At 66.0% G+C, this 22,812-nt stretch carries 22 protein-coding genes; 10 read left to right on the top strand and 12 right to left on the bottom strand.

Annotated elements, in window-relative coordinates; translation table 11 throughout:
* Window positions 1-240 precede the first annotated feature (240 nt).
* Window positions 241-1,410, bottom strand: coding sequence for a cell division protein FtsZ (gene ftsZ, locus BMX07_RS19605; protein ID WP_090621265.1), 1,170 nt, complete (start codon window positions 1,408-1,410; stop codon window positions 241-243).
* A gap of 158 nt (window positions 1,411-1,568) precedes the next feature.
* The gene (locus tag BMX07_RS19600; protein WP_342708182.1) at window positions 1,569-2,939 is read right to left on the bottom strand and encodes a D-aminoacyl-tRNA deacylase; all 1,371 of its coding nucleotides are present in this window, start codon (window positions 2,937-2,939) and stop codon (window positions 1,569-1,571) included.
* A gap of 417 nt (window positions 2,940-3,356) precedes the next feature.
* Between BMX07_RS19600 and BMX07_RS19595 the strand changes: the two genes are divergently transcribed.
* A complete protein-coding gene (locus BMX07_RS19595; RefSeq protein ID WP_090621261.1) occupies window positions 3,357-5,798 on the top strand; it encodes a PAS domain S-box protein in 2,442 nt (813 codons plus the stop codon).
* Window positions 5,799-5,870: 72 nt separating this feature from the next.
* Window positions 5,871-7,205, top strand: coding sequence for a DUF7344 domain-containing protein (locus BMX07_RS19590; protein ID WP_090621259.1), 1,335 nt, complete (start codon window positions 5,871-5,873; stop codon window positions 7,203-7,205).
* 352 nt (window positions 7,206-7,557) lie between these two features.
* On the opposite strand, the gene BMX07_RS19585 is transcribed toward BMX07_RS19590, so the two are convergent.
* Window positions 7,558-8,499, bottom strand: a complete 942-nt coding sequence (locus BMX07_RS19585; protein ID WP_090621256.1) for a calcium/sodium antiporter — start codon at window positions 8,497-8,499, stop codon at window positions 7,558-7,560.
* 183 nt (window positions 8,500-8,682) lie between these two features.
* Here BMX07_RS19585 and BMX07_RS19580 point away from each other — a divergent pair, with 183 nt between their 5' ends.
* From BMX07_RS19580 to BMX07_RS19565, 4 genes are all read left to right on the top strand, one after another.
* Window positions 8,683-9,486, top strand: coding sequence for a shikimate dehydrogenase (locus BMX07_RS19580; RefSeq protein WP_090621253.1), 804 nt, complete (start codon window positions 8,683-8,685; stop codon window positions 9,484-9,486).
* 80 nt (window positions 9,487-9,566) lie between these two features.
* On the top strand, window positions 9,567-10,349 hold the full coding sequence (locus BMX07_RS19575) for a helix-hairpin-helix domain-containing protein (RefSeq protein ID WP_090621251.1): 783 nt from the start codon (window positions 9,567-9,569) through the stop codon (window positions 10,347-10,349).
* A 165-nt stretch (window positions 10,350-10,514) separates the two neighbouring features.
* Window positions 10,515-12,119 carry an aminodeoxychorismate synthase, component I gene (gene pabB / locus BMX07_RS19570; protein ID WP_090621250.1) on the top strand — a complete coding sequence of 535 codons (1,605 nt, stop codon included), beginning with the start codon at window positions 10,515-10,517 and terminating at the stop codon, window positions 12,117-12,119.
* 13 nt (window positions 12,120-12,132) lie between these two features.
* Complete coding sequence (locus BMX07_RS19565) at window positions 12,133-12,753, top strand: anthranilate synthase component II (RefSeq protein WP_090621248.1); 621 nt, start codon at window positions 12,133-12,135, stop codon at window positions 12,751-12,753.
* Window positions 12,754-12,798: 45 nt separating this feature from the next.
* Here the strand turns inward: BMX07_RS19565 and BMX07_RS19560 are convergent, their stop codons facing one another.
* Both BMX07_RS19560 and BMX07_RS25300 read right to left on the bottom strand, forming a co-directional pair.
* Entirely contained in the window at window positions 12,799-13,023 is a 225-nt protein-coding gene (locus BMX07_RS19560) for a HalOD1 output domain-containing protein (RefSeq protein ID WP_090621246.1), read from the bottom strand.
* Window positions 12,977-13,156, bottom strand: a complete 180-nt coding sequence (locus tag BMX07_RS25300; protein WP_090621244.1) for a hypothetical protein — start codon at window positions 13,154-13,156, stop codon at window positions 12,977-12,979. The genes BMX07_RS19560 and BMX07_RS25300 overlap by 47 nt, the downstream gene beginning before the upstream one ends.
* A gap of 527 nt (window positions 13,157-13,683) precedes the next feature.
* Here BMX07_RS25300 and BMX07_RS19550 point away from each other — a divergent pair.
* Window positions 13,684-14,934 carry an MgtC/SapB family protein gene (locus tag BMX07_RS19550; RefSeq protein ID WP_090621242.1) on the top strand — a complete coding sequence of 417 codons (1,251 nt, stop codon included), beginning with the start codon at window positions 13,684-13,686 and terminating at the stop codon, window positions 14,932-14,934.
* Window positions 14,935-15,476: 542 nt separating this feature from the next.
* On the opposite strand, the gene BMX07_RS23955 is transcribed toward BMX07_RS19550, so the two are convergent.
* The 4 genes from BMX07_RS23955 to BMX07_RS19535 form a co-directional block, all read right to left on the bottom strand.
* Window positions 15,477-15,845: an Ig-like domain-containing protein gene (locus BMX07_RS23955; protein WP_139210969.1), complete on the bottom strand. Its 369-nt coding sequence runs from the start codon at window positions 15,843-15,845 to the stop codon at window positions 15,477-15,479.
* A gap of 705 nt (window positions 15,846-16,550) precedes the next feature.
* On the bottom strand, window positions 16,551-16,961 hold the full coding sequence (locus BMX07_RS19545; RefSeq protein ID WP_139210968.1) for an ester cyclase: 411 nt from the start codon (window positions 16,959-16,961) through the stop codon (window positions 16,551-16,553).
* Window positions 16,962-17,310: 349 nt separating this feature from the next.
* Window positions 17,311-17,631: a type II toxin-antitoxin system PemK/MazF family toxin gene (locus BMX07_RS19540; protein ID WP_090621237.1), complete on the bottom strand. Its 321-nt coding sequence runs from the start codon at window positions 17,629-17,631 to the stop codon at window positions 17,311-17,313.
* A 3-nt stretch (window positions 17,632-17,634) separates the two neighbouring features.
* Window positions 17,635-17,994 (bottom strand): MarR family transcriptional regulator, encoded by a 360-nt coding sequence (locus BMX07_RS19535; protein WP_090621235.1) that lies wholly within the window; start codon window positions 17,992-17,994, stop codon window positions 17,635-17,637.
* Window positions 17,995-18,128: 134 nt separating this feature from the next.
* Here BMX07_RS19535 and BMX07_RS19530 point away from each other — a divergent pair, with 134 nt between their 5' ends.
* Window positions 18,129-19,001, top strand: a complete 873-nt coding sequence (locus BMX07_RS19530) for an aminotransferase class IV (RefSeq protein ID WP_090621233.1) — start codon at window positions 18,129-18,131, stop codon at window positions 18,999-19,001.
* Window positions 19,002-19,106: 105 nt separating this feature from the next.
* Here the strand turns inward: BMX07_RS19530 and BMX07_RS19525 are convergent, their stop codons facing one another.
* Window positions 19,107-20,210, bottom strand: coding sequence for a saccharopine dehydrogenase family protein (locus BMX07_RS19525; protein ID WP_090621231.1), 1,104 nt, complete (start codon window positions 20,208-20,210; stop codon window positions 19,107-19,109).
* Window positions 20,211-20,306: 96 nt separating this feature from the next.
* Here BMX07_RS19525 and BMX07_RS19520 point away from each other — a divergent pair, with 96 nt between their 5' ends.
* Window positions 20,307-20,783 (top strand): Rieske (2Fe-2S) protein, encoded by a 477-nt coding sequence (locus BMX07_RS19520; RefSeq protein WP_090621229.1) that lies wholly within the window; start codon window positions 20,307-20,309, stop codon window positions 20,781-20,783.
* Here the strand turns inward: BMX07_RS19520 and BMX07_RS19515 are convergent.
* Together BMX07_RS19515 and BMX07_RS19510 are read right to left on the bottom strand one after the other, a co-directional pair.
* Window positions 20,780-21,148, bottom strand: a complete 369-nt coding sequence (locus tag BMX07_RS19515) for a DUF7344 domain-containing protein (RefSeq protein WP_090621227.1) — start codon at window positions 21,146-21,148, stop codon at window positions 20,780-20,782. The two genes, BMX07_RS19520 and BMX07_RS19515, sit on opposite strands and share 4 nt — an antisense overlap.
* A gap of 190 nt (window positions 21,149-21,338) precedes the next feature.
* Window positions 21,339-21,629: a transcriptional regulator gene (locus BMX07_RS19510; protein WP_090621225.1), complete on the bottom strand. Its 291-nt coding sequence runs from the start codon at window positions 21,627-21,629 to the stop codon at window positions 21,339-21,341.
* A 127-nt stretch (window positions 21,630-21,756) separates the two neighbouring features.
* Here BMX07_RS19510 and BMX07_RS19505 point away from each other — a divergent pair, with 127 nt between their 5' ends.
* Window positions 21,757-22,731, top strand: a complete 975-nt coding sequence (locus BMX07_RS19505) for a nucleotidyltransferase family protein (RefSeq protein ID WP_090621223.1) — start codon at window positions 21,757-21,759, stop codon at window positions 22,729-22,731.
* The last annotated feature ends 81 nt before the right edge of the window (window positions 22,732-22,812 follow it).

Here is a 22,812-nt window from a genome sequence, read left to right as displayed (position 1 = left end):
CACTCCGTGAGGAAAATTCACGCCGTGAACGGCCCCCGAAGCGCGGACGGGACGATCTCGCTCGAGCGAGTCCCCTCGACGAGAGCGACCGCTACGTCCCGTTCCGACGGGCCTCGGCGATGAAGAATGGACTGTCGACGCCGGTGCCGCCGGAACCGACGAGCCGCGGACGCGTAAGAGCCGGGAGCGCCCGGCGACCGGAGCCGCGTGACCGCGGATCGGGTACGTCGGTCCGTCGGCTCACTCGACGAAGTCGATGTCCTCGCCCTGTGTGGGTTCGGGCTGGACGGTTGCCTCGCCGTCGGGCCGGCCGTAGATCTGGGGCGACTGGACGCCCGTGACGACGATCATCGTCCGCATGCTGCCCTCGAGACTCTCGTCGATCGAGGTCCCCCAGATGATGCGAGCGTCGGGGTCAATCCGGTCGTAGATCTCCTCGACGACGCCTTCGGCCTCCTCGATGGCCATGTCGTTGCCGCCGGTGACGTTGACGAGCGCGGAGCTCGCACCGGAGATGTCGACGTCCAGCAGCGGCGAGCGGAGTGCCGTCTTGACCGAGTCCTCGGCTTTGGCTTCGGAGTCGGCTTCGCCGAGGCCGATCATGGCGACGCCGCCCCGCTCCATGACGGTGCGGACGTCGGCGAAGTCCAGGTTGACGAGACCGGGCTTCGTGATGAGTTCCGTGATCCCCTTGACGCTCCGCATCAGCACCTCGTCGCTGACCTTGAACGCCTGCCGGACGGGCAGCTTGCCCACCGAATCGAGCAGGCGGTCGTTGGGGACGACGATGACGGTGTCGGAGACGTCGCGCAGGCGCTCGAGGCCAGCCTCCGCGTTGGTCCGGCGGACCTCGCCCTCCGCGGTGAACGGCGTCGTGACGATCGAAATCGTCAGCGCGCCGGCCTCGCGGGCGGCCTTGGCGACGACGGGAGCGGAACCGGTCCCGGTGCCGCCGCCGAGCCCGGCCGTGACGAAGACCATGTCGGAGCCGTCGATGGCGTCGTAGATGTCCTGTTGGCTCTCGAGGGCGGCTTCCTCGCCGACCTGCGGGAGCGAACCGGCCCCGCGCCCGCCGGTCTTCTCCTCGCCCATGAGGATCTTGGTGTCGGCGTCGATCTCGACGAGGTGCTGGACGTCGGTGTTGGCGGCGACGAGCTTCGCGCCGTGAATCCCCTCCTCGTGCATCCGGTTGATCGTGTTTCCGCCGGCGCCGCCGCAGCCGACGACCGTGATGTCGGTCTGGAGGTCCTGCAGGACGTCTTCCAGTTCGTCGTCGGTCATCGTCCCCGTCTGCCGGCCGCCCGATCCGTTGCCGCTGGAGGACCGCCCGCCCCGTGGCGCGGCGTCGTCGGGGACCACGGCCTCCCCGTCTTCGGCCTCGTCGATTGCGTCGTCGATTATGGAGTCCATTCTTGGCATTGTCTATAAGATGGAGCATAATTACCTTTCCCCTACACGTCAGCCGCCTGTCTGACACGTTAATAGATTCTTATGTGTATGGAGGAATATACGTCGGATTCGCAGGATGGGGCCGAGTAATATCTAATTACTGTCGATCGGCAATCCGATCAGATCGGGAACCGACGCGTCCGCTCGGTCCGAACCCTCTCGGGACTGACCGTTTCCCCGTCGACGGTGACCGGGTCGCCGTCGGCGAGCGTGCCGAACTTCGGCCCCTCGGGAACGCCGATCTGTCGTGCGAGCGCGGGGTCGAAGGCCGTCTCTTCGGCGACGACGGCGTCGTCGTCGACCCGTACCGTCTCGTACTTCGATTCGAGCACGTCCGCCAGCGCCTCGACGATCGCCGTCCGCGACTCACTCGAGCCGATTCCGCGCTCGGTCGTCTCGCTCTCGACCACGTCGTCGTCGGCGACGGGAATCGCCGCCCGCGAACCCACCCTGCTGCCGCCGTTTTCGGTCGCGAAGGCCACGGTGTGTTCCTCGACGATCGACCGCACCCGATCCGGATCGATCCCCTGGGCGGTCCCCACGAGTTCGGCCGGCAACTCGACGACGGCGACCGACGCCGCGAGCCGATCGCCGAACCGAATCCCGTCGTCGACGGTTCCGAGGGCCGACTCGACCGCGTCGACCAGCTCGAGCGGCCGCTCGTCGACCTCGCGCAGCCAGGTCTCGCTCACGATCCGGCAGTCGAGGTCCGTGAGCGTCTCTTCGAGCACCGGCCACTCGCCGTCGAGCAGCGCGATTTCCGCCTCGCTGGCCTCGAACGCGCGCTCGAGAACCGCGCGGTGGGCCGTCGGGTGGCCCATCGCCTCGAGCGCCCAGTCGGGTGCGACGTGGCCGACCGCCCACCCGGTCTCGCGGACGATCCGTTCGAACCGGGGGGCGTAGTGGTTGCCGCCGAAGCCGACGACCTGTCTGTCGCGGTGGGGGTCGACGCCGCGAAGGTCGAGGATGGCGCGGGCGACGGCGTCGGCCCCGGCGGGGTCGTCCCACTGCTCGTCCCCGCTGCCGAGTTCGGCGAACAGCGACGGGCAGCCGACGTCGGTCGGGCCGTGGTGGGTCCCCTCCATGCCGACCTCGTAGCCCTCGGGCGCGTACTCGTCGAAGGCCGCGAGCAGGCGGGCCAGGGCGTCGGGTGCGGCCTCGGCCAGCGCGTCGGGTTCGCCCCCGAACTCGGCGGCGCCGAAGTTGCCCGTGAAGTGGCCCGTCAGGAGCGCCCCGGTGTCGCCGGAGTGGCGCGAGGCGAAGACGAGCAGGTCGGGGTCGCCGTCGAACGCGTCGGCGGGTCGCTCGAGTTCGATGTGGAGGTCGTCGAACGAGCGTAGTTCGGCACCCTCGGTCCGGTAGTACGTCCCGCCGCCGTCGGCGGCCGGACGGACGTCGTCGGTTCGCTCCGTCCAGTCGGCGCGCTCGCGGAGGCGGTCACAGATGTGCTCCGAGGCGCGGTCGGCGCGGCTCTCGAGGATCGCGATCACGAGGCGCAGTCGGTTCCGGGGAGACGAATAGGCTGCGCTTTCGACGCGGACGGCCTCGAGGTGGCCGCCGGCACGACCGACGTCGCCGCAGCGGGGCCACACCACCTCCGGTTCGGTCATCACAGTTGATAAATAAACGCCTTCGCGTCCTTTCGATAGAACTGTGCCGTCCGCTCGGCGACCGCTCGTACGAACTGGCAGCTCGGATAGGAGTCGTGGACCGGCCGGTGGGACGATCGATTGGCGCAGGGACTGCTCGTCTCCACGCTCGGTGAACCGGTCGGTTCGCCGACGGTTCGGTGAAACCGACAGATCCGTCGTCGATTTCACCCGTCGATCGAACGCCCGTGGCACGAGCCACCAGTGGTTTTTCGGTTGTGGACAGCTAACATTGAACACTGTAGTTAGGAGGCTGAAATGAGCGACAACTCGTCGGATCGAATAGATTCGCCAAACGACGTGAATCGTCACGCAGAGAACTGTGAAGAAGCGATCGACTGTCTCGATATCGGTGAGCTGAGCGAACTCGTGGATACCTACGCCGGAACGGTGTTCGACCGGGACGGACGGATCACCGCATGGAACGACGGGGCGCGCGACCTCACGGGATACGACGCGGACGAGATCGTGGGATCGCACTACCGAACGTTCTTTCCGGCGGCCGCTCGCGACACCGATCGGCCGAGCCGGCTGCTCGAGCGAGCGCGATCGGAGGGGGCAGTCGAAACCGACGGTCGGCGCGTCAGGAGCGACGGCAGTCGGTTCTGGGTCCACGAACTGATCGCGCCGATCCGGGAGGGCGGCGCGATCGGGACGCCCGCCGATCGAGCCGACGAGTTGGCGGGCTACGTCTGGTTCGTCTACGACCGAACCGAGGATCGCGAACGCGAGCGGAAACTCCGGGAGGAGAAGGCCTTCGCCGAGAGCGTCTTCGATGCACAACCCGACGTCGTCTACGCCTTCGACGCCGACGAGAACTATCTCGAGTGGAACGATCGCGTGCCGGAAGTCACGGGATATACCGACGCGGAACTGGCCGAGATGGCCCCCCTCGAGTTCGTCGCCCCGGACCACCGGGATCGAACCGCCGAGGCGATCCGACGGGTCCTCGGCGAGGACGAGTACGTCACTCTCGAGGCGGACCTCCGCACGAAAGACGGGCGTCGAATTCCCTACGAGTTCAACAGCGCTCGGATCACCGACGACGACGGGACCGTGCTGGGGTTCACCGGCGTCGGCCGCGACATCAGCGAGCGAAAGGCCCGCGAGCGTGAGCTCCGAGAGGAGAAGGCGTTCACGGAGAGTATCCTCGAGGCGCAACCGGACATCATCTACGCGTACGATACCGAGGAGCGCCTGATCCAGTGGAACGACCAGTTCGAGCGCGTGGCCGGCTACGACTCGGCGGAACTCACCGGGATGGACCCGCTGCAGTTCATCGTGCCGGCGGACCGCGCTCACATCGACGAGGCGATCAATCGCATCTTCGAGGAGGGCGAGCGCGTGACGGTCGAGGGACGGGTGCTCACCAGAGAGGGGGAGCGCATCCCGTACGAGTTCAACAGCGCCCGGATCACCGACGACGACGGAACCGTGCTGGGGTTCACCGGCGTCGGCCGCGACATCAGCGAGCGAAAGGCCCGCGAGCGTGAACTCGAGCGCCTCGAGCGGCTCAACGGGATCGTTCGGACGATCGACGAGACGGTCGTCGCTGCCGAGACCCGCGACGAGATCGAGACCGCGATCGTCGAGGCGTTCGCGGACGCCGATGCCTATCGATTCGCGGTCATCGGGCGCGCCGAACCCGCCACCACGGGCGAGGGATACTCGTGGACTCCCGTGACGTGGGCCGGAATCGACGCAGCGGCGTCCGAGGCGGTGCTCTCGTCGTTCGTCGATCCGCCTGCCGACGCGTCCGTAGCGTCGCCGCTCGAGACGCGAACCGTCCAGCGGTACCAGTCACTCCGCGAGAGCGCCGTCGACGAGTGGGCGGCCGACGCCCGAGAGCGCGGGTACCGCTCGGTCGCGGTCGTCCCGGTCACCGCGAGCGACCGGTCGTTCGGCGCGCTCGTGATCGGTGCCGCCGAGCCGTCGGCGTTCACCGACCGCGAGCGGGAAGTGTTACAGGAGTTCGGCGGGACGATCGGACACGCGATCAACGCGATGGCGGTCCGGCGACTCCTCTATCTGGACACCGTCGTCGAACTCGAGTTCGAGTCGAGCGACCGCGGCGACGTCTGTATCGATCTCTCCGCGGACGCCGGCTGCGATCTGTCGGTCGACCACGTGCTGCCGCTGACCGACGAGGTGTTCGTCTACTACCTCACCGTCTCCGGCGCCGATCCGGAGACGATTCGCGACGTCGCCGGCGACGACCCGGCCGTCACCGAACTCCGGCTCATCGACGCCGACGGTGCGGAGAGTTACTGGGAAGTCGTCGTCCGCGGCTCGACGATCACCGAACTGCTCGGGGAGTACGGCGCGCGGTTGCACTCGAAAAACGTCCACGAAGGCGTCGCGGAGCTCACGGTGCAGGTGAATCCCGACGTGGACCTCCGCGAACTCGTCGGCGCGATCACGTCGGCCTACCCCGATACCCGCCTCGTCTCGAAGCAGACCGTCGATCGGTCGGTCGAGACGCGCGGCGACTTCCGGCGCACCGTCGAGTCGATGATGACCGAGAAACAGCGGCTGGCGCTCGAGGCAGCCTACCACGGCGGCTACTTCGAGTGGCCGACGCGAAACAGCGACGCGAGCGAGATCGCCGATCGACTCGGAATCGCCCGGCAGACCTTCCACCAGCATCTCCGCGTCGCACAGGGGAAGCTCCTGTCGGCGTACTTCGAAGCGAGCGAGTGATCAGCGTACCACTCAGGGATACCAGAGCATGCTGGTACACTTCTTTCCCCTGCTCGCGGACTCTATCCGGCAATGAGTTCACCCCCGGACACCGAGACGACAACGATTGCGGCGGACGTCCTCGCGGAACCGCGGCGGCGATACCTGCTCGCGACGCTGCTCGACCGCGAGGGCGCGCCATCGTCCGGTCCCCCGCCGACCGCGCGGCCGGTGTCGGTCGCGACGCTCGCGACGGAGGTCGCCACCGCGGAGTGTGACCGCCCGATCGTTACCGACGACCAGTGTGAGGAGATCCACATCACGCTGGTCCACAACCACATCCCGCGGCTGGTCGACATCGGCGTGTTGCGCCGTGACACCGACGGAGACGCGACGACGGTCACACTCCGCGACCACCCGATGCTGGCCGCCGACTGGGTCCGGACGCTCCTCGCGGACCCGACCGGCGAGGGGTTCGCCGCCGACGAAGCGACGCTGAACCGGACGCTCGAGGCACTTTCCGACGCTCGACGCCGGACCGTCTGTACCGCGCTCGCGACGCAGCGCGGCGCGGTCGACGTCCGCGATCTCGCGGCGATGGTCGTCGAGCGGGAGAGCGGCGACGGGACGGGACTGGTCGACGTCACCGAGACAGACTGCGCGTCCGTCGCCACGACGCTCGTCCACAAGCACCTCCCCGCGCTCGCGAGCGCGGGTCTCGTGGCGCACGACGACGCGGAAAACCGGGTCGAACTCGCGACCGATGCGCCGCAGTGGCAGGCCGACTGGGTGCTCGATGGACCGCTCGCGGCCGTCGGCGATCTCGTTCCCGCTCGCGAGTTTCGGGAACGTCCCGACGAGTCGATTCGAAACGAGACGGGGGCGGACGCACCGGCTGCCAACGAGAGACGGGAGGCGGAAGCGACATCCACCGGGCCCTGTCGGACGATCGAGGGTCGGGAAACCGTCATCGCCGCGGGACACGACATCGCCGACAGCGCCGACGAGGAACTGTTCCTGACGATTCCCGACGCGGAGTTGCTCCAACGGACGTGTCTCGAGCGCTGGCGCGACGCGGCCGACCGGGGGGTCGACGTGTACGTCGGGTCGGACTCGCCGCGGGTTCGCGACACCGTCCGATCGGCGATTCCGAGCGCGACGGTCTGTGAACCGCAACTCGACTGGCTCAACCTGCCGATCGAACGGGGGAATCACGGGCGCGTCTTCTTCGCCGATCGGGAGACGGCCATGCTCGTGACGGTCGACGACTCCCGCTCGGACGAGAACGGCGAGCCGCGAGTGGGTGCGATCACCGGTCACGGACGGGAGAACGCGCTGGTCTCGCTCGTCCGCGAACACATGGGACCGCGCCTCGACCGGCTCACGGCCGAACACGACGCTCGAGACGAAACGCCCCTGCAAATCTGAACCGCCGGAGCGCGGTGCGCGTTCGACGCGGCCCGATCACGGAAACGGGACGGAGACGAAGCCGGCGGCCGCGAGACGTGGCTGCCGGCCGAAATCGGTCTCACGGTCGGGTACGAGATACCGAACAGCGTTCCGTCACCGACGACCAGTCGTCGGAGACGAGCACCGTCTCGTCGTCCCCACCGGCGAGTGCGTACAGCACCCCGTCGTCGAGAACCGGCTACCGGGGCTCGATCGGGAGATCAGCCAACGGCTCGCCCGCCCCGACGTCTGTGGCCGGATGTTACTGGGTGGTGAGAGGAAGTGCCGACGGCGGTTCGAAGGAGCGAACGGTCGATCGTCCCCAGAGTTACTAGACCAACAGGTAAACGAAGACGGCGTAGCCGACGACGAGTCCCGCACCGTCGAGTCGCGTCAGCCGGCGGCCGTGCCCCATCATCGCGACCAGCAGGACGGTAAAGGCGATCATGACCGGCAGTTCGAACCGGAGCGTGCTCGTCGTGATCTCGATCGGCGTGATCAGGGCGACGACCCCCAGCACCGCGAGGACGTTGTAGATGTTCGAGCCGACGACGTTACCGATGGCGAACGCGGTCTCGCCGCGGATGGCACCGACGACCGAGGCCGCCAGTTCCGGCAGCGACGTCCCCAGCGCGAGCACCGTCAGCCCGATGACGAGGTCCGACACGCCGAGCGCCGACAGCAGTCCCGTACCGCCGGCGACGAGCCACCGCGAGCCCACGACGAGCGCGATGAGGCCACCGACCACGAGCGCGACGTCCCGCACCGACGCACCCGAGCCGGCGTCGGGATCGTCGACGACCGGCGCGGAATCCGCGTTGACGTAGTAGAGCAGGAAGGCCGTGAAGGCGGCGAGCACCACCAGAAAGATCGCCCCCTCGAGGCGGCCGATGCGACCGTTCGCACCCAGCGCGACGAGGAGGATCGCGGCGAGGATCATCACAGGAACGTGCCGGCGCATGACCCGGTCGCTGATCGGCAGCGGTTTGATCAGCGCGGAAACGCCGAGGACCAGCCCGATGTTCGCGATGTTCGAGCCGACGATCGTTCCCAGTCCGATGTCGCTCGAGACGTTCAGCGCGCCGATCGTCGAGACGAACAGTTCCGGAGCGGTCGTCGCGAACGCGATCACCGTCACGCCGACGGTCGCCGCCCGGAGTCCGATTCCGAGCGCCAACCGTCCCGCGCCCGCGACCAGCAGCTCGGCACCACCGTAGAGGGCGACGATCCCGCCCGCAAGCAGGAGGAGAAACAGCGGCGTTCCGGAGAGCATGGCGGCGGCTACTCAGGAGGGGCGTAAAAACGACGCGAAAGCGTGTCGGCCGTGCGACGGGATCGCATCGTCGCGATCGCCGCGAGACGCGCGTCGGAACCGCCCGTCCGCCGGCCGACGCCGAACCCGCCGAAGCCAGATCGATTATAGTCCCGCCGCACCGAGTGAGAGCCATCGATGGCTATGGACGTATACGGTCTGCTCGGCAACCCGGTCGGCCACTCGCTGTCGCCGCCGATGCACGAGGCGGCCTACGACGAACTCGGACTCGAGGCGCGCTACGTGACCTTCGAGCCCGACGAAGACGACCTCACGGACGCGATCGGCGGCGCCGACGCGCTCGGGATCGCGGGGTTGAACGTGACGATCCCGTTCAAGCAAGCGGCCCTCGAGATCGTCGCGCCCGAGGATCTGGCGACCCGGATCGGCGCGGTCAACACGATCGACTTCTCGGGCTCGGGGCCGCCGACGGGGTACAACACCGACGCCGTCGGCGCATTGCGCGCGCTGCGCGACCACGAGGTCGACGTCGAGGGTGCGCACGCGGTCGTCGTCGGAGCCGGCGGTGCCGGCCGCGCGATCGCGTTCGGCCTCGCGGACGCCGGCGCGACGGTCGCGATCGCCAACCGAACCGAGCAAAAAGCCCGCGCCCTCGCCGACGAGGTCCCCCGGGCGACCGGACACGGCCTCGCGGACCTCGAGGAGCTGGTGGGCAACGCCGACGTGCTGGTCAACGCGACCAGCGTGGGCATGGAAGAGGACGCGACGCCGGTTCCGGCCGACGCGCTCCACGGCGAGCTGGCCGTCCTGGACGCGGTCTACCGACCGCTCGAGACGCGGCTGTTGCGCGACGCCGCCGACGCGGGGGCGACGACCGTCGACGGCGCGTGGATGCTCCTCTATCAGGGCGTCGAGGCGTTCGAGATCTGGACCGGTCGGGACGCGCCGGTCGGCGTCATGAACGAGGCGCTCCGATCTCGCCTGTGAGCGCTCGACTCGAACGCGTTCACTGATCCCCCCATCAGTATCAGGCGAATTTAAGTGTTGGAGACGACTACATCGCGCTAATGGCAATCCTCCAGAAGCTGAAGTCCCTGTTGGGGTTCGGCGGGTCGGACTCCGAGCGCGGGGGCGCTCGAGAGGTCGGGGTAACGGTCGAACGGGAAGGCTCGACGGACGAGGGAGCCGACGTCGAGTCCGACCGAGACGAGACGAACCACGGGAGCGACCCCGCCGGAGCCGGCAGCGCTGCCGAGCCGCCGCAGTCGGCCGCGAGCGGCACGAGCGCCGCGGGGTCGACGGAGTCGATGACGGAGCCGACTGACACTCCGGAAGCGGCCGCCGAGCCGGCGGAAGCGGCCGGACCGGATACCGAAGACGCCGCGCCGACGGCGGAGAAGACGCCCGATCGGCCGGCAGCGGACGTGTCCGTCGACGAGGCCGAAGCGGACGCCGACGCGGCGACCGAGTCGGAGCCCGAGCCCGAGTCGGAATCCGAGCCCGAGTCGGAGTCGGAGCCCGAACCCGAGTCGGAGTCGGTCGACACCGATTCGGCCACCGATGAATCCGATAGCGAGGAGCCGACGGACGAGTCCGAAGCGCGCGAGGCGGTCGACGACTCCGAGGCCGCGGCCACCGAACCCGAATCCGCGGACGAGGCCGACGAGACCAACCAGGAACCGGTCGACTCGATCAAGGGAATCGGCCCGGCCTACGCCGACCGGCTCGCCGCTGCGGGCGTCGACACCGTCGGCGAACTGGCCGCCGCGGAGGCCGCCGAACTGGCCGACCAGACCGATATCTCCGAGAAGCGCATCCAGGGCTGGATCGACCGCGCCGAAGTCCGATAGCGCACCCTCGGACTGACGCCACTGTCACTCGCCACTCGAGTCCCGACACCCGACGTCGACCCGCTTCGTCACTCGCCCGACGGCGTTCTCTCCTGTTTCTCGACCGGCGACCCCGTCGAACCGGGAATCGCAAGAGGATTACTCGCCCGGTCCGTGTCGACGACCATGAGCGATCCCCGCGTCGTGACGACGCTGGACTCGTTTCGCGCCGCCGCTCGCGATCGCGAGCGGGGCGGGCCCGACGCGGAGCCCGCCGCGTCGACGCGCGGGCTCCGGGTTCCCGTCGAAGCCCGCGCGACCGTCGACGATCCCTTCCTCGCCTATCGACGGGTGCGCGGCGACGGCGACGGTACCGCTTTTCTCGAGACGACCGGCGGCCAGCCCGGCTGGGGCTACTTCGGCGTCAACCCCGTCGATCGGCTCACCGTCGGTCCCGACGCGGTCCGACGGGACCGTGGCGACGACCGCTCGCCGACGCTGGCCGCACTCGAGGGGCTGCTCGCGGGCGACCGGCTCGCGCGCGGCGACTGTGACGTGCCCTACCCCTGCGGGGCCGTCGGCTGGCTCTCCTACGACGTCGCGCGCGAACTCGAGACGCTGCCCGACTCGGCCGTCGACGATCGCGGGCTACCCCGACTCGAGGTCGCGGTCTACGACCGGCTCGTCGCCTGGACGGAGCCGACCGACGGCGACGTGACGGTGCGGGTCACGGCCTGTCCGCGGGTCGGCGGCGGGACGGAGCCGACCGACGCGGACCTCGAAGCCGCCTACGAGCGCGGCCGCGAGCGGGCGCTCGAGCTCGCCGGGGCCGTCCTCGACGGGGACCGGGACCCCGAGGGCGGCGAGCCGCCCGTCTCGACTCCGGCGGCGACGTTCGAGAGCGAGTGCGGGCGGGCGGCGTTCGCCGACCGGGTGCGTCGAGTCAAGGAGTACGTCCGCGAGGGGGACACCTTTCAGGCGAACGTCTCCCAGCGACTGGTCGCGCCCGCCGCGGTCCACCCGGTCGCCGCCTACGACGCCCTCCGGCGGGTCAACCCGGCACCGTACTCGTGTCTGCTCGAGTTCCGTGCGGCGGACCTGGTGAGCGCCAGTCCGGAACTGCTGTTGGAGCGCGACGGCGAGTTCGTTCGGACGGAACCGATCGCGGGCACTCGCCCGCGCGGCGAGACGCCCGCGGCGGACGCCGCGCTCGAGGACGACCTGCTCACCGACGAGAAGGAACGCGCCGAGCACGCGATGCTGGTCGACCTAGAGCGCAACGATCTCGGGAAAGTCTGCGAGTACGGCTCGGTCACCGTCGACGAGTACCGGCGGATCGACCGCTACTCCGAGGTCATGCACCTCGTGTCGAACGTCACCGGGCGGCTTCGACCGGATGCGACGCTCTCCGACGCCGTCGCCGCGGTCTTCCCCGGCGGCACGATCACCGGCGCGCCGAAGCCGCGGACGATGGAGATCATCGACGAACTCGAGGCGACCCGCCGCGGTCCCTACACGGGCAGCGTCGGCATCTTCGGGTTCGACGGCCGGGCCACCCTCAACATCGTCATCCGGACGCTCGTCCGTCACGCCGACGAGTACCACCTGCGGGTCGGCGCGGGGATCGTCCACGACTCCGACCCCGCCCGCGAGTACGACGAGACCCTCGACAAGGCCCGCGCCCTCATCGCGGCGGTCGACGACGCGCTCGGCGAGCGGGCCGACCTGGGGCTCGAGTCGGACGCCGAAGTGAAGTCGGAGCGGGCCGACGGGGGTGAATCCGGTGACTGAGACGGACACCCGAATGCTCGTCGTGGACAACTACGACTCGTTCGCGTACAACCTCGTCCAGTACGTGGGGGAACTCGCGGACGAGGTGCTCGTCCGGCGCAACGACGAGCTCGACCTCGCGGGCGTTCGCGACCTCGAGCCGACCGGCATCGTCGTCTCGCCGGGGCCGGGAACGCCCCAGGCGGCGGGGATCTCGATCCCGCTGTTCGCGGAGACCGAACTCCCGATTCTGGGGGTCTGTCTCGGTCATCAGGCGCTGTGCGCGGCCAACGGCGCGCCGGTCGTCCACGCGCCCGAGGTGGTCCACGGGAAGCCCTCGACGATCGGCCACGACGGCACGGGACTGTTCGAGGGGCTCCCCGACGCGTTTCAGGTCGGCCGCTACCACTCGCTGACGGTCGACCGGGCGGATCTGCCCGCCGTCCTCGAGGAGACCGCGCGGACGGCCGACGAGCGCGGCGTCCTGATGGCGGTTCGACACCGCGAGAAGCCCCACGTCGGCGTCCAGTTCCACCCCGAGAGCATTCTCACGCGCGAGCACGAGGACGCCGCGGACGGCGACGGCATCTCGCTGTCGGTCGGCAAGCGGATGATCGCGAACTTCTGTCGGTTCGCCGCTCGAGTCGACGCGTGATCGGGCCGCCCGACTCGTCGCTCGGGCGGGCCGATCGGCGGCCCGTCACCGATCCCGATCGATCACCGTTACCGCGTCGGGTCCGGGACCGAGCACGATGCGGTAGCCCGCGTACTCGAAGCGGACGGTGACGGTCGGATTCGACTCGAGGATCGCGGTGAGGGCCTCGGGGTCGACGGCCTCGGCCTCGGACAGCGGTGGCAAGGCCGTCGGAGCACAGCCCTCACGGGCCGCGATACGTGCGAGTGCCGTGGCGAGTGCTGGGTGCATCGTGATCGTCGGGGAGTTCGTAGACCGTCGTCGCGAACGTCGTTTCGCAGTCCGGACACGTGACCGGATCGTCGGTCGGTGCGATACGGATGTCGGTACCACAGTCGCAGTGGATGGTGATTCTCGAGACCATGAGTCGTTCTGTGTGGCCCCGACGCGGCGGTACGCAACCCAGCGAGCGAGTCGGCGACAGGAGCGACTGGTCGGCGGACGTCGGCACATCTTTATTTCGCCAACGTCAATGGTGGATTGCTCCCGCGACGCGGGGGCGATGTGTGAGCCGGAGTGTGGGCTCCAACCATGCACTCCGGCTCTGCGCACTTTCGTGCGCATCCGTGCGGTACGCAATCTACCGTAAAAAGCGTTAGGATACTGACCGGTTAGAACCCTCGGTGGTGCTCCGAGAAACGGGGCTACGGCCACGTTTCGTCCCTTCTATATGTAAAAACGGCCGTCTTGAAACCCTCAATCGATGATAGGTTTCAGCGACCGTGCTGGATATATGGCGCGAATCTTGCACGGGATCATGCCCGATTCGTGAAGGTGGTGATCGCTCGATACAGGAGGTGTAGTTATCGCAGTAACCGTCGCTATCATCGTTAGTTGTCAAGATCTTCTCCCCCAAAGCTTGACAACATGAACCAGTGAATTTTGAACGGAATGGTTGAGCCAGCTACCGACTCGCTCTTAACACTCTCGTTCCGTGTCTTCATTGCGTTTGCTATCGGCGCACTCATCGGCCTCGAGCGAGAACAGGCTGAGTCTGGTGGCTCGTTTGCAGGCAGCCGTACATTTCCCCTGTTTGCAATTTTCGGTGCACTCGTTTACGCGTTCTTCCCTGCGCTATTGCCCGTTGCAGTAGGTGCTCTCGCAGTCCCGCTGACTGTCGCCTACGCTGGGAGACTCTGGATCGAACGTGACCTTGGACTTACGACCCTGACGGCTGCAATGCTCACTGTTATCCTCGGAGCGTTAACGACGCATTCAGCACAGGGGGCAGAACTGGCCGTCATCGTCGGCGGGGCGGTCACAATCCTTCTTTCCTCCAAAGGATTGATTCATGACTTCGTCGATCGAATCGGAGAAGACGAACGCCGGGCAACGAGCAAGTTTGTTCTGGTGGCCGTTGTCATCTTCCCGCTTTTGCCAGACCGTGAACTCGACGTGCTGGCCGGCCTCAATCCCCAGTTCGTCTGGCTCATGGTCGTCTTTGTCACAGGGGTGAGTTTCGCGGCCTACATCCTGAGCCAGATTATTGGTCCAAAACGGGGGGTCGCGCTAACCGGTATCGTGGGAGGGTTCGTCTCGTCGACAGCAACCACGGTGTCGATGGCCGAGCGGACAGCGGACACACCGTCACTCTACCCTGTGTCAACCGTCTCGGTAGTCGTTGCTTCGACAATCATGTTCCCGCGGGCATTAATCGAGATTGCGTTCGTCAATCCGTCACTTCTTCCACGGGTGGTCGTTCCCTTAGGTGCAATGACGATCGTCGGTGCACTTCTTGCAGCCCTCCTTTACTGGCGTTCGACCGGTGAGAGCATCGTCGAGACAGAGATCAGGAATCCATTCCGTCTCCAGACAGCACTGGTCTTCGGAGCGATCTTTGCGGTGGTGCTTCTCATCTCTGAGTCGGCCAGCACGTGGTTTGGAGTATCAGGCGTGTACGCAACTGCATTCCTCTCCGGTCTCGCCGACGTCGATGCAATAACGATCACACTGAGCGCACTCGAAGCGGAGGGGGCAATCTCTCCTGGGGTTGCGACGACGGGCATCGTCATCGGAGCTATCGCGAACACGGTCGTGAAAGTTGCACTTGTGTGGGTTCTCGGAACGCATCAGCTCGGCAAACTCGTCACGGGTATCCTCGGTGCAGTTTCAGCTGTCGGTATCGTGTCGGTCGTCATCTAACTCGTGAGATCACGCTACTGAACACGCACGAGCTATTCAGCGCCACCTTGCTAACATTCCCAATAGCTGACGGATGTACTAGCGTTAGAGTCGCACTTGCAGTGAGCGGCTGGTCACTGCTTTTGACGTGAAACAAACGAAGTCGTCGTGCTGCACTGATCCTCTGTATTCAGCAGTCCGTTCCTCTCAGAATCACCGACATTTACCTTCCTCGTTTGAAATGGCGAGGCTGTGCTCCAGGTTGTGAACGACGCACGTAACGACAAGTTCGCGGGGCCGCTTCCATCAGAGGCGTGAATTCTCTACACTGAACGCCGAACCCAGCTTCGTCCCGTGACCGATTCGCGCCTTGTATTCAGCAGTGTCTGACTGGACTAACAGATTTCCGGCAGAAGCGACCTGCTGAATATAGAGGATTAGTGCAGCACGACCCTGTTTGTTTCAAGCCGAAAGCAGGAACACGGTTCCATTCAGAATCTGGTACGAAACTGAGAAGTTGCGATTTGTTTACAACACGCACGGGTATAACATGCAAGACCGTTTCAGTCACAACCGGCACCCCCCTCGAGGCTGAGTCCGCCTGGTTCAACAGTGATTGTGAAGTAAGTACCTGGACAGCGACCAACGCCTAACTCAAACGTCTCGGTTGTTCCGTCATCTAGTGAAACTGTGGCGTCAAATACCCCTCCGTTGAATGCGTCTTCGATTTCCAGCTGAGAGTCCCCGTCAACGGAATACGATTCATTTAGCACTGTCTCCTCCGAAGATTGCTGGACAAGGGTTACTTCCACCGTGTGTGGCGTTTCAGTCTCATTCTTGATTCGTATATGTCCACCTCCCTCAGAGGAGAACAACAGACAGCCGCCGAAAAAGGATACGATGGACACACCAAGGAATCCGCGCCTATACACATCTAATACTAACATAGTAATCATAAATACCTTATCACTAGAGTGTACTTCACCTATCTGTACTGAACGATCGCCACTTTCACAAATCGGGCCTAGTTTCGTGCCACATTCGCGCTGTGTATTCAGCGGCGGCAATTGATTTCCCTCGCAGCTGTCAGAATTGGCGTGACCGATACAGAGAATGGATGCAGCACGACGACGTTGGTTGTTTCATCCCAAGGCCAATGAACAGCCGTTCAGTAAACATACGAACTTATCGAAGAAGTCGGATTGTTAGCAGAGCCACCATCGGACCGAGGAATAAAATCAGACCCCCGACGAGAAGCAACAATTCCAGAGGGAGCATGAAGATCAGCAGCAGCACAAGGTTGCTAAGCAAAAGCGCGATAACCAGATTGAGGCGGAAGATGACCGGTTTATTGTTCATCGTGTGGGCGTTTTAACTATTCCACCATATATCTTGTTTCCTAACTACTTGCCCCGTACTGAGCGATCACCACCGTCAGACATCGAGCCGAATCTCGTGCGACATTCGCGCCTGCCGGAGTTCGGTCAGAAACGTATGCGAGAGACAGCGGACGAGTGCACCACGACGGTGCCAGTTTCTATTCCAACGGCGTGACGACAACGCGTCTGATCTCGTCTGGCGGACTCCCATTTCCTCGACATCGAGAGAGACGCTCGAGGAAGACCACGCTGGTCTTGTTACCGCGATGCCTCACCCCATCGCTCGGCGATTTTTCCATCTTCGAAGCGATAGATGGCGATCACGGACAGCGTGAGTTCCCTCCCGGTCGGTTCGATACCCATGAGCCGTCCCTCCTGGGTCCCTCTGAGTGTGAAGCGGACCGCGACTCGATCGTCCTCCGCGACCATGTCCTCGATCTCCAACCGCAGGTTGGGAAAGGCCGTCGTGAGCGATTCCAGGTGACGTTTGTACGCCTCTCTCCCCTGCGTATCCCTGATCTCGACGTCCTCGCTCGAGACCGGGTTGTGATTGACGACGTCGTCGATCACGAACGCCGGCAACTCCTCGATGTGGCCGTCTTCGTGCTGTTCTATCGCATCGAAGTACTCCCGCACCCGCTCTTTGCGTTGGTTTACTTTCATTGCCATATGTCAACACCTCACTAGCAGATACGACGATCGGGACGAAGTACTTTGTCTGACCGGGCTGGTCGTATCGATAGTTCAAATGGTCTGTGAGTCCGTGGACTGGTGTCCGAGAGCACAGTATCTGCGCCCTGTATGCGCCGACTCGATCAACCCCCGAGAGGGAGTGCCCGGCGCTGTACGTACGCCTTGTATTCGGCACGACTCCGGTATCCAGTATCGATCGGCGCGTCCTCGAGACACACCCGCAACAAACGGCCTGTGTTCACGACAGTCGGACCGTGGGTTCATTGCCCGGTCGACAACGGTGACGGTGAGACGATACTCCGGAGCAGAAGCCCGTCGGTGCTCGTCACAGTGACGTGTAGTCGTGAAGCGCTTCGATAGCGTCCGCAACGAGTGCGTCCGCTAGTTTCCCTTGCTGGTTGTCGAGGTCTCGGTGTTTGATCGTCGTCACGTACCACGGAGAAACGTATGCATCCGTGTTCGATCCACCTCGAGTCCACGCCTCGTCAGGAACAGCGATGCCATCGGGATGATCCTGGGTCGTCATCCCGACGACGATACACTCCTCAGCTGCAAACGGATGTGAGGTGTCGCTTACGACGAGCCACGGACGATACGCGGCATCGGATTTGTGCGGTGCTGGCCCCCACCAGACCTCTCCTTGCATGTTCTACTGGTCCTCACCGTCCGTCTCTACACCGGGACCCCACTCGGCGGGGTCTTCCGGACCGAGTCGATCGGTCGCCGCACGAGCGGTCGCCAACGCGGTGAGCGTCGTCTCGAGATCCTCGTCGTCGGCAACCGCCCAGTACTCGCCACGGTGGCGGACGAGACCGCGGTTTTCTAACCGGGAGAGGACGACGCCGACGCTCCCGCGTGCAACGTCGGTCGCCTCGTGGATCTCCTGCGGCGTGAACGCCTGTTCGGGCGATGACGCGAGGAACGAGAGCATTTCTTCCGCGTTCGTCCGTCCGTTCGCCCGAAGCTCCGTCACCGGATCATCCTCGAACCGTTCGATGTCGATGGGCACATCCGACATTATGTAACTGACTGTAATAGATGTAACGCGAGGGCGGTCGTGACGAGGTCGGCCACTTTCGAGGAGCAGTGGGTTCATACTCCTCCGAGTGCCACGACGAAATAACCAGACTCGAGCGCCCCGCCATGACCGACGACGACATCTACCACGTCGACGGCGATCTCGTGCCCGCGAGCGAGGCGACCGTCAGCGTCGACGACCGGGGCTTCCGGTACGGCGACGCGGCCTTCGAAACGATGCGCGCCTACGGCGGGACGATCTTCGCGTGGGACGACCACGCGGCTCGGCTCGAGCGGACCTGCGAGGCCCTCTCGCTCGCACACGGCCTCGACGCGAGCGACCTCCGCGCGCGGATCGACGAGACGCTCGCGGCGAACGACCTCGCGGACGCCTACGTCCGGCTGTCGATCACCCGCGGCGTCCAGCCGGGAAAACTGACGCCCCAGCCCGAGGTCGATCCGACGGTCGTGATCTACGTGAAGCCGCTCCCGCGAGGCGGGCTCGAGGGCGACCCCGTCTGGGACGGGCCGGCGACGGTCGAGACGGTCGAGACGCGGCGGGTCCCCGACGAGGCGATTCCGGCCGCCGCCAAGACCCACAACTACCTGAACGGGATTCTCGCGCGCGCCGAACTCGAGGCCGGGATCGACGAGGCGCTCGTGTGCGACCTCGAGGGGCGGATCGCGGAGGGTGCGACGAGCAACCTGTTTTTCGTCCGCGACGGCGAGTTACACACGCCGACGACCGACGGTCCCGTCCTCCCGGGGATCACGCGGGATATCGTCCGCGAACTGGCGCAGGATGCCGGGCTATCGGTCCGCGAGGGTCGGTACGAGCCGGTCGACGTCCTCGCGGCCGACGAGGCGTTTCTCACGAATCGAACCTGGGAACTTCGTCCGGTCGCGTCGCTCGACGGTCGCGCGATCGGCGGCGGCCCCGTCACGGATCGGCTGTCGGCGCTGTACGACGACCGCGTCGAGGAGTCGTGTTATCGCTAGGGCGAGCAGTGGCTGCCAGGGCCCGGATCGGCAGCCGCCCGTGAGCGGGGCGACGGACGGTGCCGACTCGAGGGGGCGTGGCCCGCGACGGTACCGGCTCCCGGATCAGTCGTCGCACTCGACGGCCGACGGACTCGGCTCGTCAGGCTCGGCAGGTTCGTCTACCAGTTCCCGCTCGGTGCCCGTCAACTCGAGCGCGAACCCGCTCCCGAAGGCCGACGCCGGCGTCTGGAAGCCGGCCGGGGCGTCGCCCTCGAGCACGCGCTCGGCGGCCGTCACCGCCGACTCGGCCGTGAGCGCGTAGGGGTTCGGCGTTCGAAGCCGGGCCCGCGCCCGGCGACCGGTCGATTCGTCGACGACTTCGCCCCAGACGACGGCGCCGCCGGTCGCCAGCTGCGTTTCGTCCGGGCCGTCGAGACGGGCGTCGATCAGCCGCTTCAGCAGCCGCTCGGTCGCCCGATTCTCGAGCATCCACCCCAGCGAATCGACGGCCGAGAGGGCTTTCGTCGCCCACGGCGGCGCGGCGGCGTAGACCTCGATCGACTCGATACCGGTGCTGTGGGCCGCGGTGACGACGTCCCCCCACGGGATCGTAACCGCGTGCTCGGGGCCGTCGCCGAAGTCGACCTCGCGCGTTCGGAACGCGGTCGGGACCTGCAGGAGCCGCCCGTTCCGCCGAACGACGCCGCTGCTCCCGAGGTGCTCGACGAGCGTCTTGGCGGTCCCCCGCGAGAGTCCGCTCCCGCCTTTGATACCCAGATGTAACCGATCGGCGGCGGGGAGTCGCTCGGCGAGAAACGCCGCCAGACAGTCCGACGGGACGACGTCGAAGCCGACGCCGGGGAGCACCGTGATACCCGTCTCGCGTGCCCGGCGGTCGCGCTGGCGGAGACACTCGAACACCGGGAATTCGCCCGTGATGTCCAGATAGTCCGTCTTCGTCTCGAGGCAGGCCTCGACCAGCGGGTCGGCGGTTTCGACGAACGGACCCGCACAGTTCAGCACGGCGTCGAAGCTCTCGAGGCGGGACTCGAGGGCCGCCGCCGCGAGGCCGAACGTCCGGCCCTCGACGCCGAGCTCGTCGGCCTGGTCGGCGACCGCGCGCCCGTCGCGGCCGGCGACGACGGGCGAACCGCCGCGCGCGACCGCCTCGCGCGCGATCAACCGGCCCGTATAGCCGTAGGAGCCGTAGATGAGAAGGGAGTCCATAGGCGGCGTTGGTCGGAGAGGGGTTTAAAACTCCGTCAGACATTTGCTCGCCGGTCGTCGTAACGTTCAGGGCGGTCGACCGGTAATCGAGCGATAATGGACGCAGGACGGATCGCGGCGCGTTCGGACGTGCCCGACGACTCGACGCTGTGCTTTCGCGTGACCGACGACGCCGGCGAGGTCCGGGAAGCGATTCTCGTCAGCAGCGGCCCAGCGGCGACGGACGGCGGCGAACCGGCGGCGGGGAACGAGGCGGATGAGGATGGGGATGCGGACGCCGTCTCCTGCTGGCTGAACTACTGCCAGCATCTCACGCACATCAAACTGGACAAGGGCTCGGGCGCGCCGATGCGAGACGGCGAACTCGTCTGTGCGAACCACGGCGCGTACTTCGAGGCCGACTCCGGTCGCTGCACGTTCGGCCCCTGCGAGGGTGCCTATCTCACCGATCTCGAGGTCACCGTCTCGGACGGCGATGTCTACCTGACCGACGAGGCGTACGAGTTCGTCGGCCGCGGTCCGATCGAGGGCGACGATCTCGATCGAACTTCGACCTCGAACGTCGAGTTCTAGACCGCGTCGGGTGCCACCAGGTCCCGCTCCTGATCGTACTCGAGGAGGCCGGCGTCGACCAGCCGCGGGAGGTGATCGTGGTACAGGGAGAGGTAGACCTCCTGTACTCGTTCGGCAGAGATGTTCGCCACGGAGTGACCCGTTTCGCGAACGGCGACCTCCTCCGCGGCGTCGGGAAGCGTCAGTTCCTCGCCGTAGCTTCGCATGACCACCAACAGGAGCCGACGGCGCTGGTCGGCGAGGAGAGCGAACGCGTCGTCGAGCGACTCGGCCGACGCATCGGAATCGTCGTGTTCGTCGAGCCAGTCGAGCGCCGTCTGCACGAACTCGACGCAGTCACGCTCCGCGTGGGATCTGGAAGTCATGTGTGCTCCGTGGGACTCGAGCCGAACGGCCGCGCGGAAAACGGACGCCAATCACCGCGACGGGGTCGGACACCGCCGTTCGCTCGAGGGTTCGTATCAGGTTCTCTCCTGCACGCTAAATATTAGTATCGAATCGGGCCGAGAATATGTGAGCAAAACTGACAGTCGTCGATCGGTACTGGTCGGGGGATCACTCGATCGTGAACGTCGGCTCGTCGACCGACTCGCTCTTGCAGTCGGGGCACCGCGACGGAAGGTTCAGCAGATCGTCGTAGTCGTCGAACCCGCAGTCCCGACAGGTCGGCGGCGCGACGAGTAGCTGCTCGTCGGTTCCAGCGACCGATTTGGAGACGTGTTCGACGTGGCGGACCACCGCGTGCGGGGGCAGATCGAGCTGCGTGGCCAGCTCGCTGGGCGTCGCCGGTTCGGCCCTGAGGGCGTCGGCGAGTCGCTGTCGCGTCGTTTCGTCGGCCTCTCGCATACGTCCGGTCACGAGCGGCACGCTTTTCCGTCTTGCTCTTCGACCGTTCCGGCCGCTCCATCGACGGCCGCCCGCGAAATCTCGTGAAAGGGCAAGTAACTTAGACCCCGCAGGAGAAGACCGGTCCATGAAGGCCGTCGTCCTTGCAGGCGGGTATGCGACGCGAATGTGGCCGATTACCAAACATCGGCCCAAGATGTTCCTCCCGATCGGCGAGTCGACCGTCGTCGATCGCATCTTCGCGGAGCTCGAGGCTGACGACCGGATCGAGGAGGTCTACGTCAGCACGAACGAGCGGTTCGCACCCGACTTCGAGGCCCACCTCGCCGACAGCGAGTTCGACAAGCCCCGCCTCTCGATCGAGGAGACGACCGAGGAAGACGACAAGTTCGGCGTCGTCGGCGCGCTCGCGCAACTCATCGACCGCGAAAACGTCGACGACGACCTACTGATCATCGCTGGCGATAACCTGATCAGTTTCGACGTTCCCGACTTCCTCGATTACTTCGAGGAACGCGACGCGCCTACCCTCGCAGCCTACGACGTCGGCTCCCGCGAGAAGGCCAAATCGTACGGTCTCGTCGACCTCGAGGACGACCGCGTCGTCGACTTTCAGGAGAAACCCGACGATCCCAAGAGCACGCTCGTCTCGATCGCCTGCTACGCGTTCCCCCGAGAGTCGCTCGATCTCCTTCCGACCTACCTCGAGGACGGCAACAACCCCGACGAGCCGGGCTGGTTCGTCCAGTGGCTCCAGAACCGCGAGACGACCTACGCCTACACCTTCGAAGACGCCTGGTTCGATATCGGCACTCCCGAGAGCTACCTCGACGCCGTCGCCTGGCACCTCGACGGCGAGTCGCGCGTCGCCGACTCCGCGACGCTCGAGGGCGCCACCATCGGCGAGAACGTCCACGTCATGGACGGCGTGACGCTCGAGGAGACTGCGCTCGAGCACACGATCATCTTCCCGGGCGCGACGGTCCGGAACGGCGATATCCGCCGCTCGATCATCGATCAGGGAACCCACATCGAGGACCTGGATCTCGCCGGCGCGCTCATCGGCGCGCACACGACGATTACGAACGGCTCGCCGCAGTGAGCCCGCGCTGACGCGACCGGAGCGCACTGTCCTCACCGGTCTCACCGCTCTTGCCCGGGGCGACACAGCTATAGGCCTCCC

Source organism: Natrinema salaciae, from assembly GCF_900110865.1.
In the GTDB taxonomy this organism is placed as follows: Archaea; Halobacteriota; Halobacteria; order Halobacteriales; family Natrialbaceae; genus Natrinema; species Natrinema salaciae.
The sequence above is the reverse complement of the archived record's forward strand: the minus strand, read 5'-3'. Positions and strand labels throughout refer to the sequence as shown.

What these genes read in the sequence shown, in the direction of transcription:
- BMX07_RS19540 (WP_090621237.1), bottom strand. Translation starts at nt 17,631, where the DNA reads ATGCAAGGAGAGGTCTGGTGGGGGCCAGCACCGCACAAATCCGATGCC.
- BMX07_RS19585 (WP_090621256.1), bottom strand. Translation starts at nt 8,499, where the DNA reads ATGCTCTCCGGAACGCCGCTGTTTCTCCTCCTGCTTGCGGGCGGGATC.
- BMX07_RS19560 (WP_090621246.1), bottom strand. Translation starts at nt 13,023, where the DNA reads ATGCACCCAGCACTCGCCACGGCACTCGCACGTATCGCGGCCCGTGAG.
- BMX07_RS19530 (WP_090621233.1), top strand. Translation starts at nt 18,129, where the DNA reads ATGACCGACGACGACATCTACCACGTCGACGGCGATCTCGTGCCCGCG.
- BMX07_RS19545 (WP_139210968.1), bottom strand. Translation starts at nt 16,961, where the DNA reads ATGGCAATGAAAGTAAACCAACGCAAAGAGCGGGTGCGGGAGTACTTC.
- BMX07_RS19580 (WP_090621253.1), top strand. Translation starts at nt 8,683, where the DNA reads ATGGACGTATACGGTCTGCTCGGCAACCCGGTCGGCCACTCGCTGTCG.
- pabB (WP_090621250.1), top strand. Translation starts at nt 10,515, where the DNA reads ATGAGCGATCCCCGCGTCGTGACGACGCTGGACTCGTTTCGCGCCGCC.
- BMX07_RS19525 (WP_090621231.1), bottom strand. Translation starts at nt 20,210, where the DNA reads ATGGACTCCCTTCTCATCTACGGCTCCTACGGCTATACGGGCCGGTTG.
- BMX07_RS19590 (WP_090621259.1), top strand. Translation starts at nt 5,871, where the DNA reads ATGAGTTCACCCCCGGACACCGAGACGACAACGATTGCGGCGGACGTC.
- ftsZ (WP_090621265.1), bottom strand. Translation starts at nt 1,410, where the DNA reads ATGGACTCCATAATCGACGACGCAATCGACGAGGCCGAAGACGGGGAG.
- BMX07_RS19550 (WP_090621242.1), top strand. Translation starts at nt 13,684, where the DNA reads ATGGTTGAGCCAGCTACCGACTCGCTCTTAACACTCTCGTTCCGTGTC.
- BMX07_RS19565 (WP_090621248.1), top strand. Translation starts at nt 12,133, where the DNA reads ATGCTCGTCGTGGACAACTACGACTCGTTCGCGTACAACCTCGTCCAG.
- BMX07_RS19505 (WP_090621223.1), top strand. Translation starts at nt 21,757, where the DNA reads ATGAAGGCCGTCGTCCTTGCAGGCGGGTATGCGACGCGAATGTGGCCG.
- BMX07_RS19595 (WP_090621261.1), top strand. Translation starts at nt 3,357, where the DNA reads ATGAGCGACAACTCGTCGGATCGAATAGATTCGCCAAACGACGTGAAT.
- BMX07_RS19520 (WP_090621229.1), top strand. Translation starts at nt 20,307, where the DNA reads ATGGACGCAGGACGGATCGCGGCGCGTTCGGACGTGCCCGACGACTCG.
- BMX07_RS25300 (WP_090621244.1), bottom strand. Translation starts at nt 13,156, where the DNA reads ATGGTCTCGAGAATCACCATCCACTGCGACTGTGGTACCGACATCCGT.
- BMX07_RS19515 (WP_090621227.1), bottom strand. Translation starts at nt 21,148, where the DNA reads ATGACTTCCAGATCCCACGCGGAGCGTGACTGCGTCGAGTTCGTGCAG.
- BMX07_RS19510 (WP_090621225.1), bottom strand. Translation starts at nt 21,629, where the DNA reads ATGCGAGAGGCCGACGAAACGACGCGACAGCGACTCGCCGACGCCCTC.
- BMX07_RS19575 (WP_090621251.1), top strand. Translation starts at nt 9,567, where the DNA reads ATGGCAATCCTCCAGAAGCTGAAGTCCCTGTTGGGGTTCGGCGGGTCG.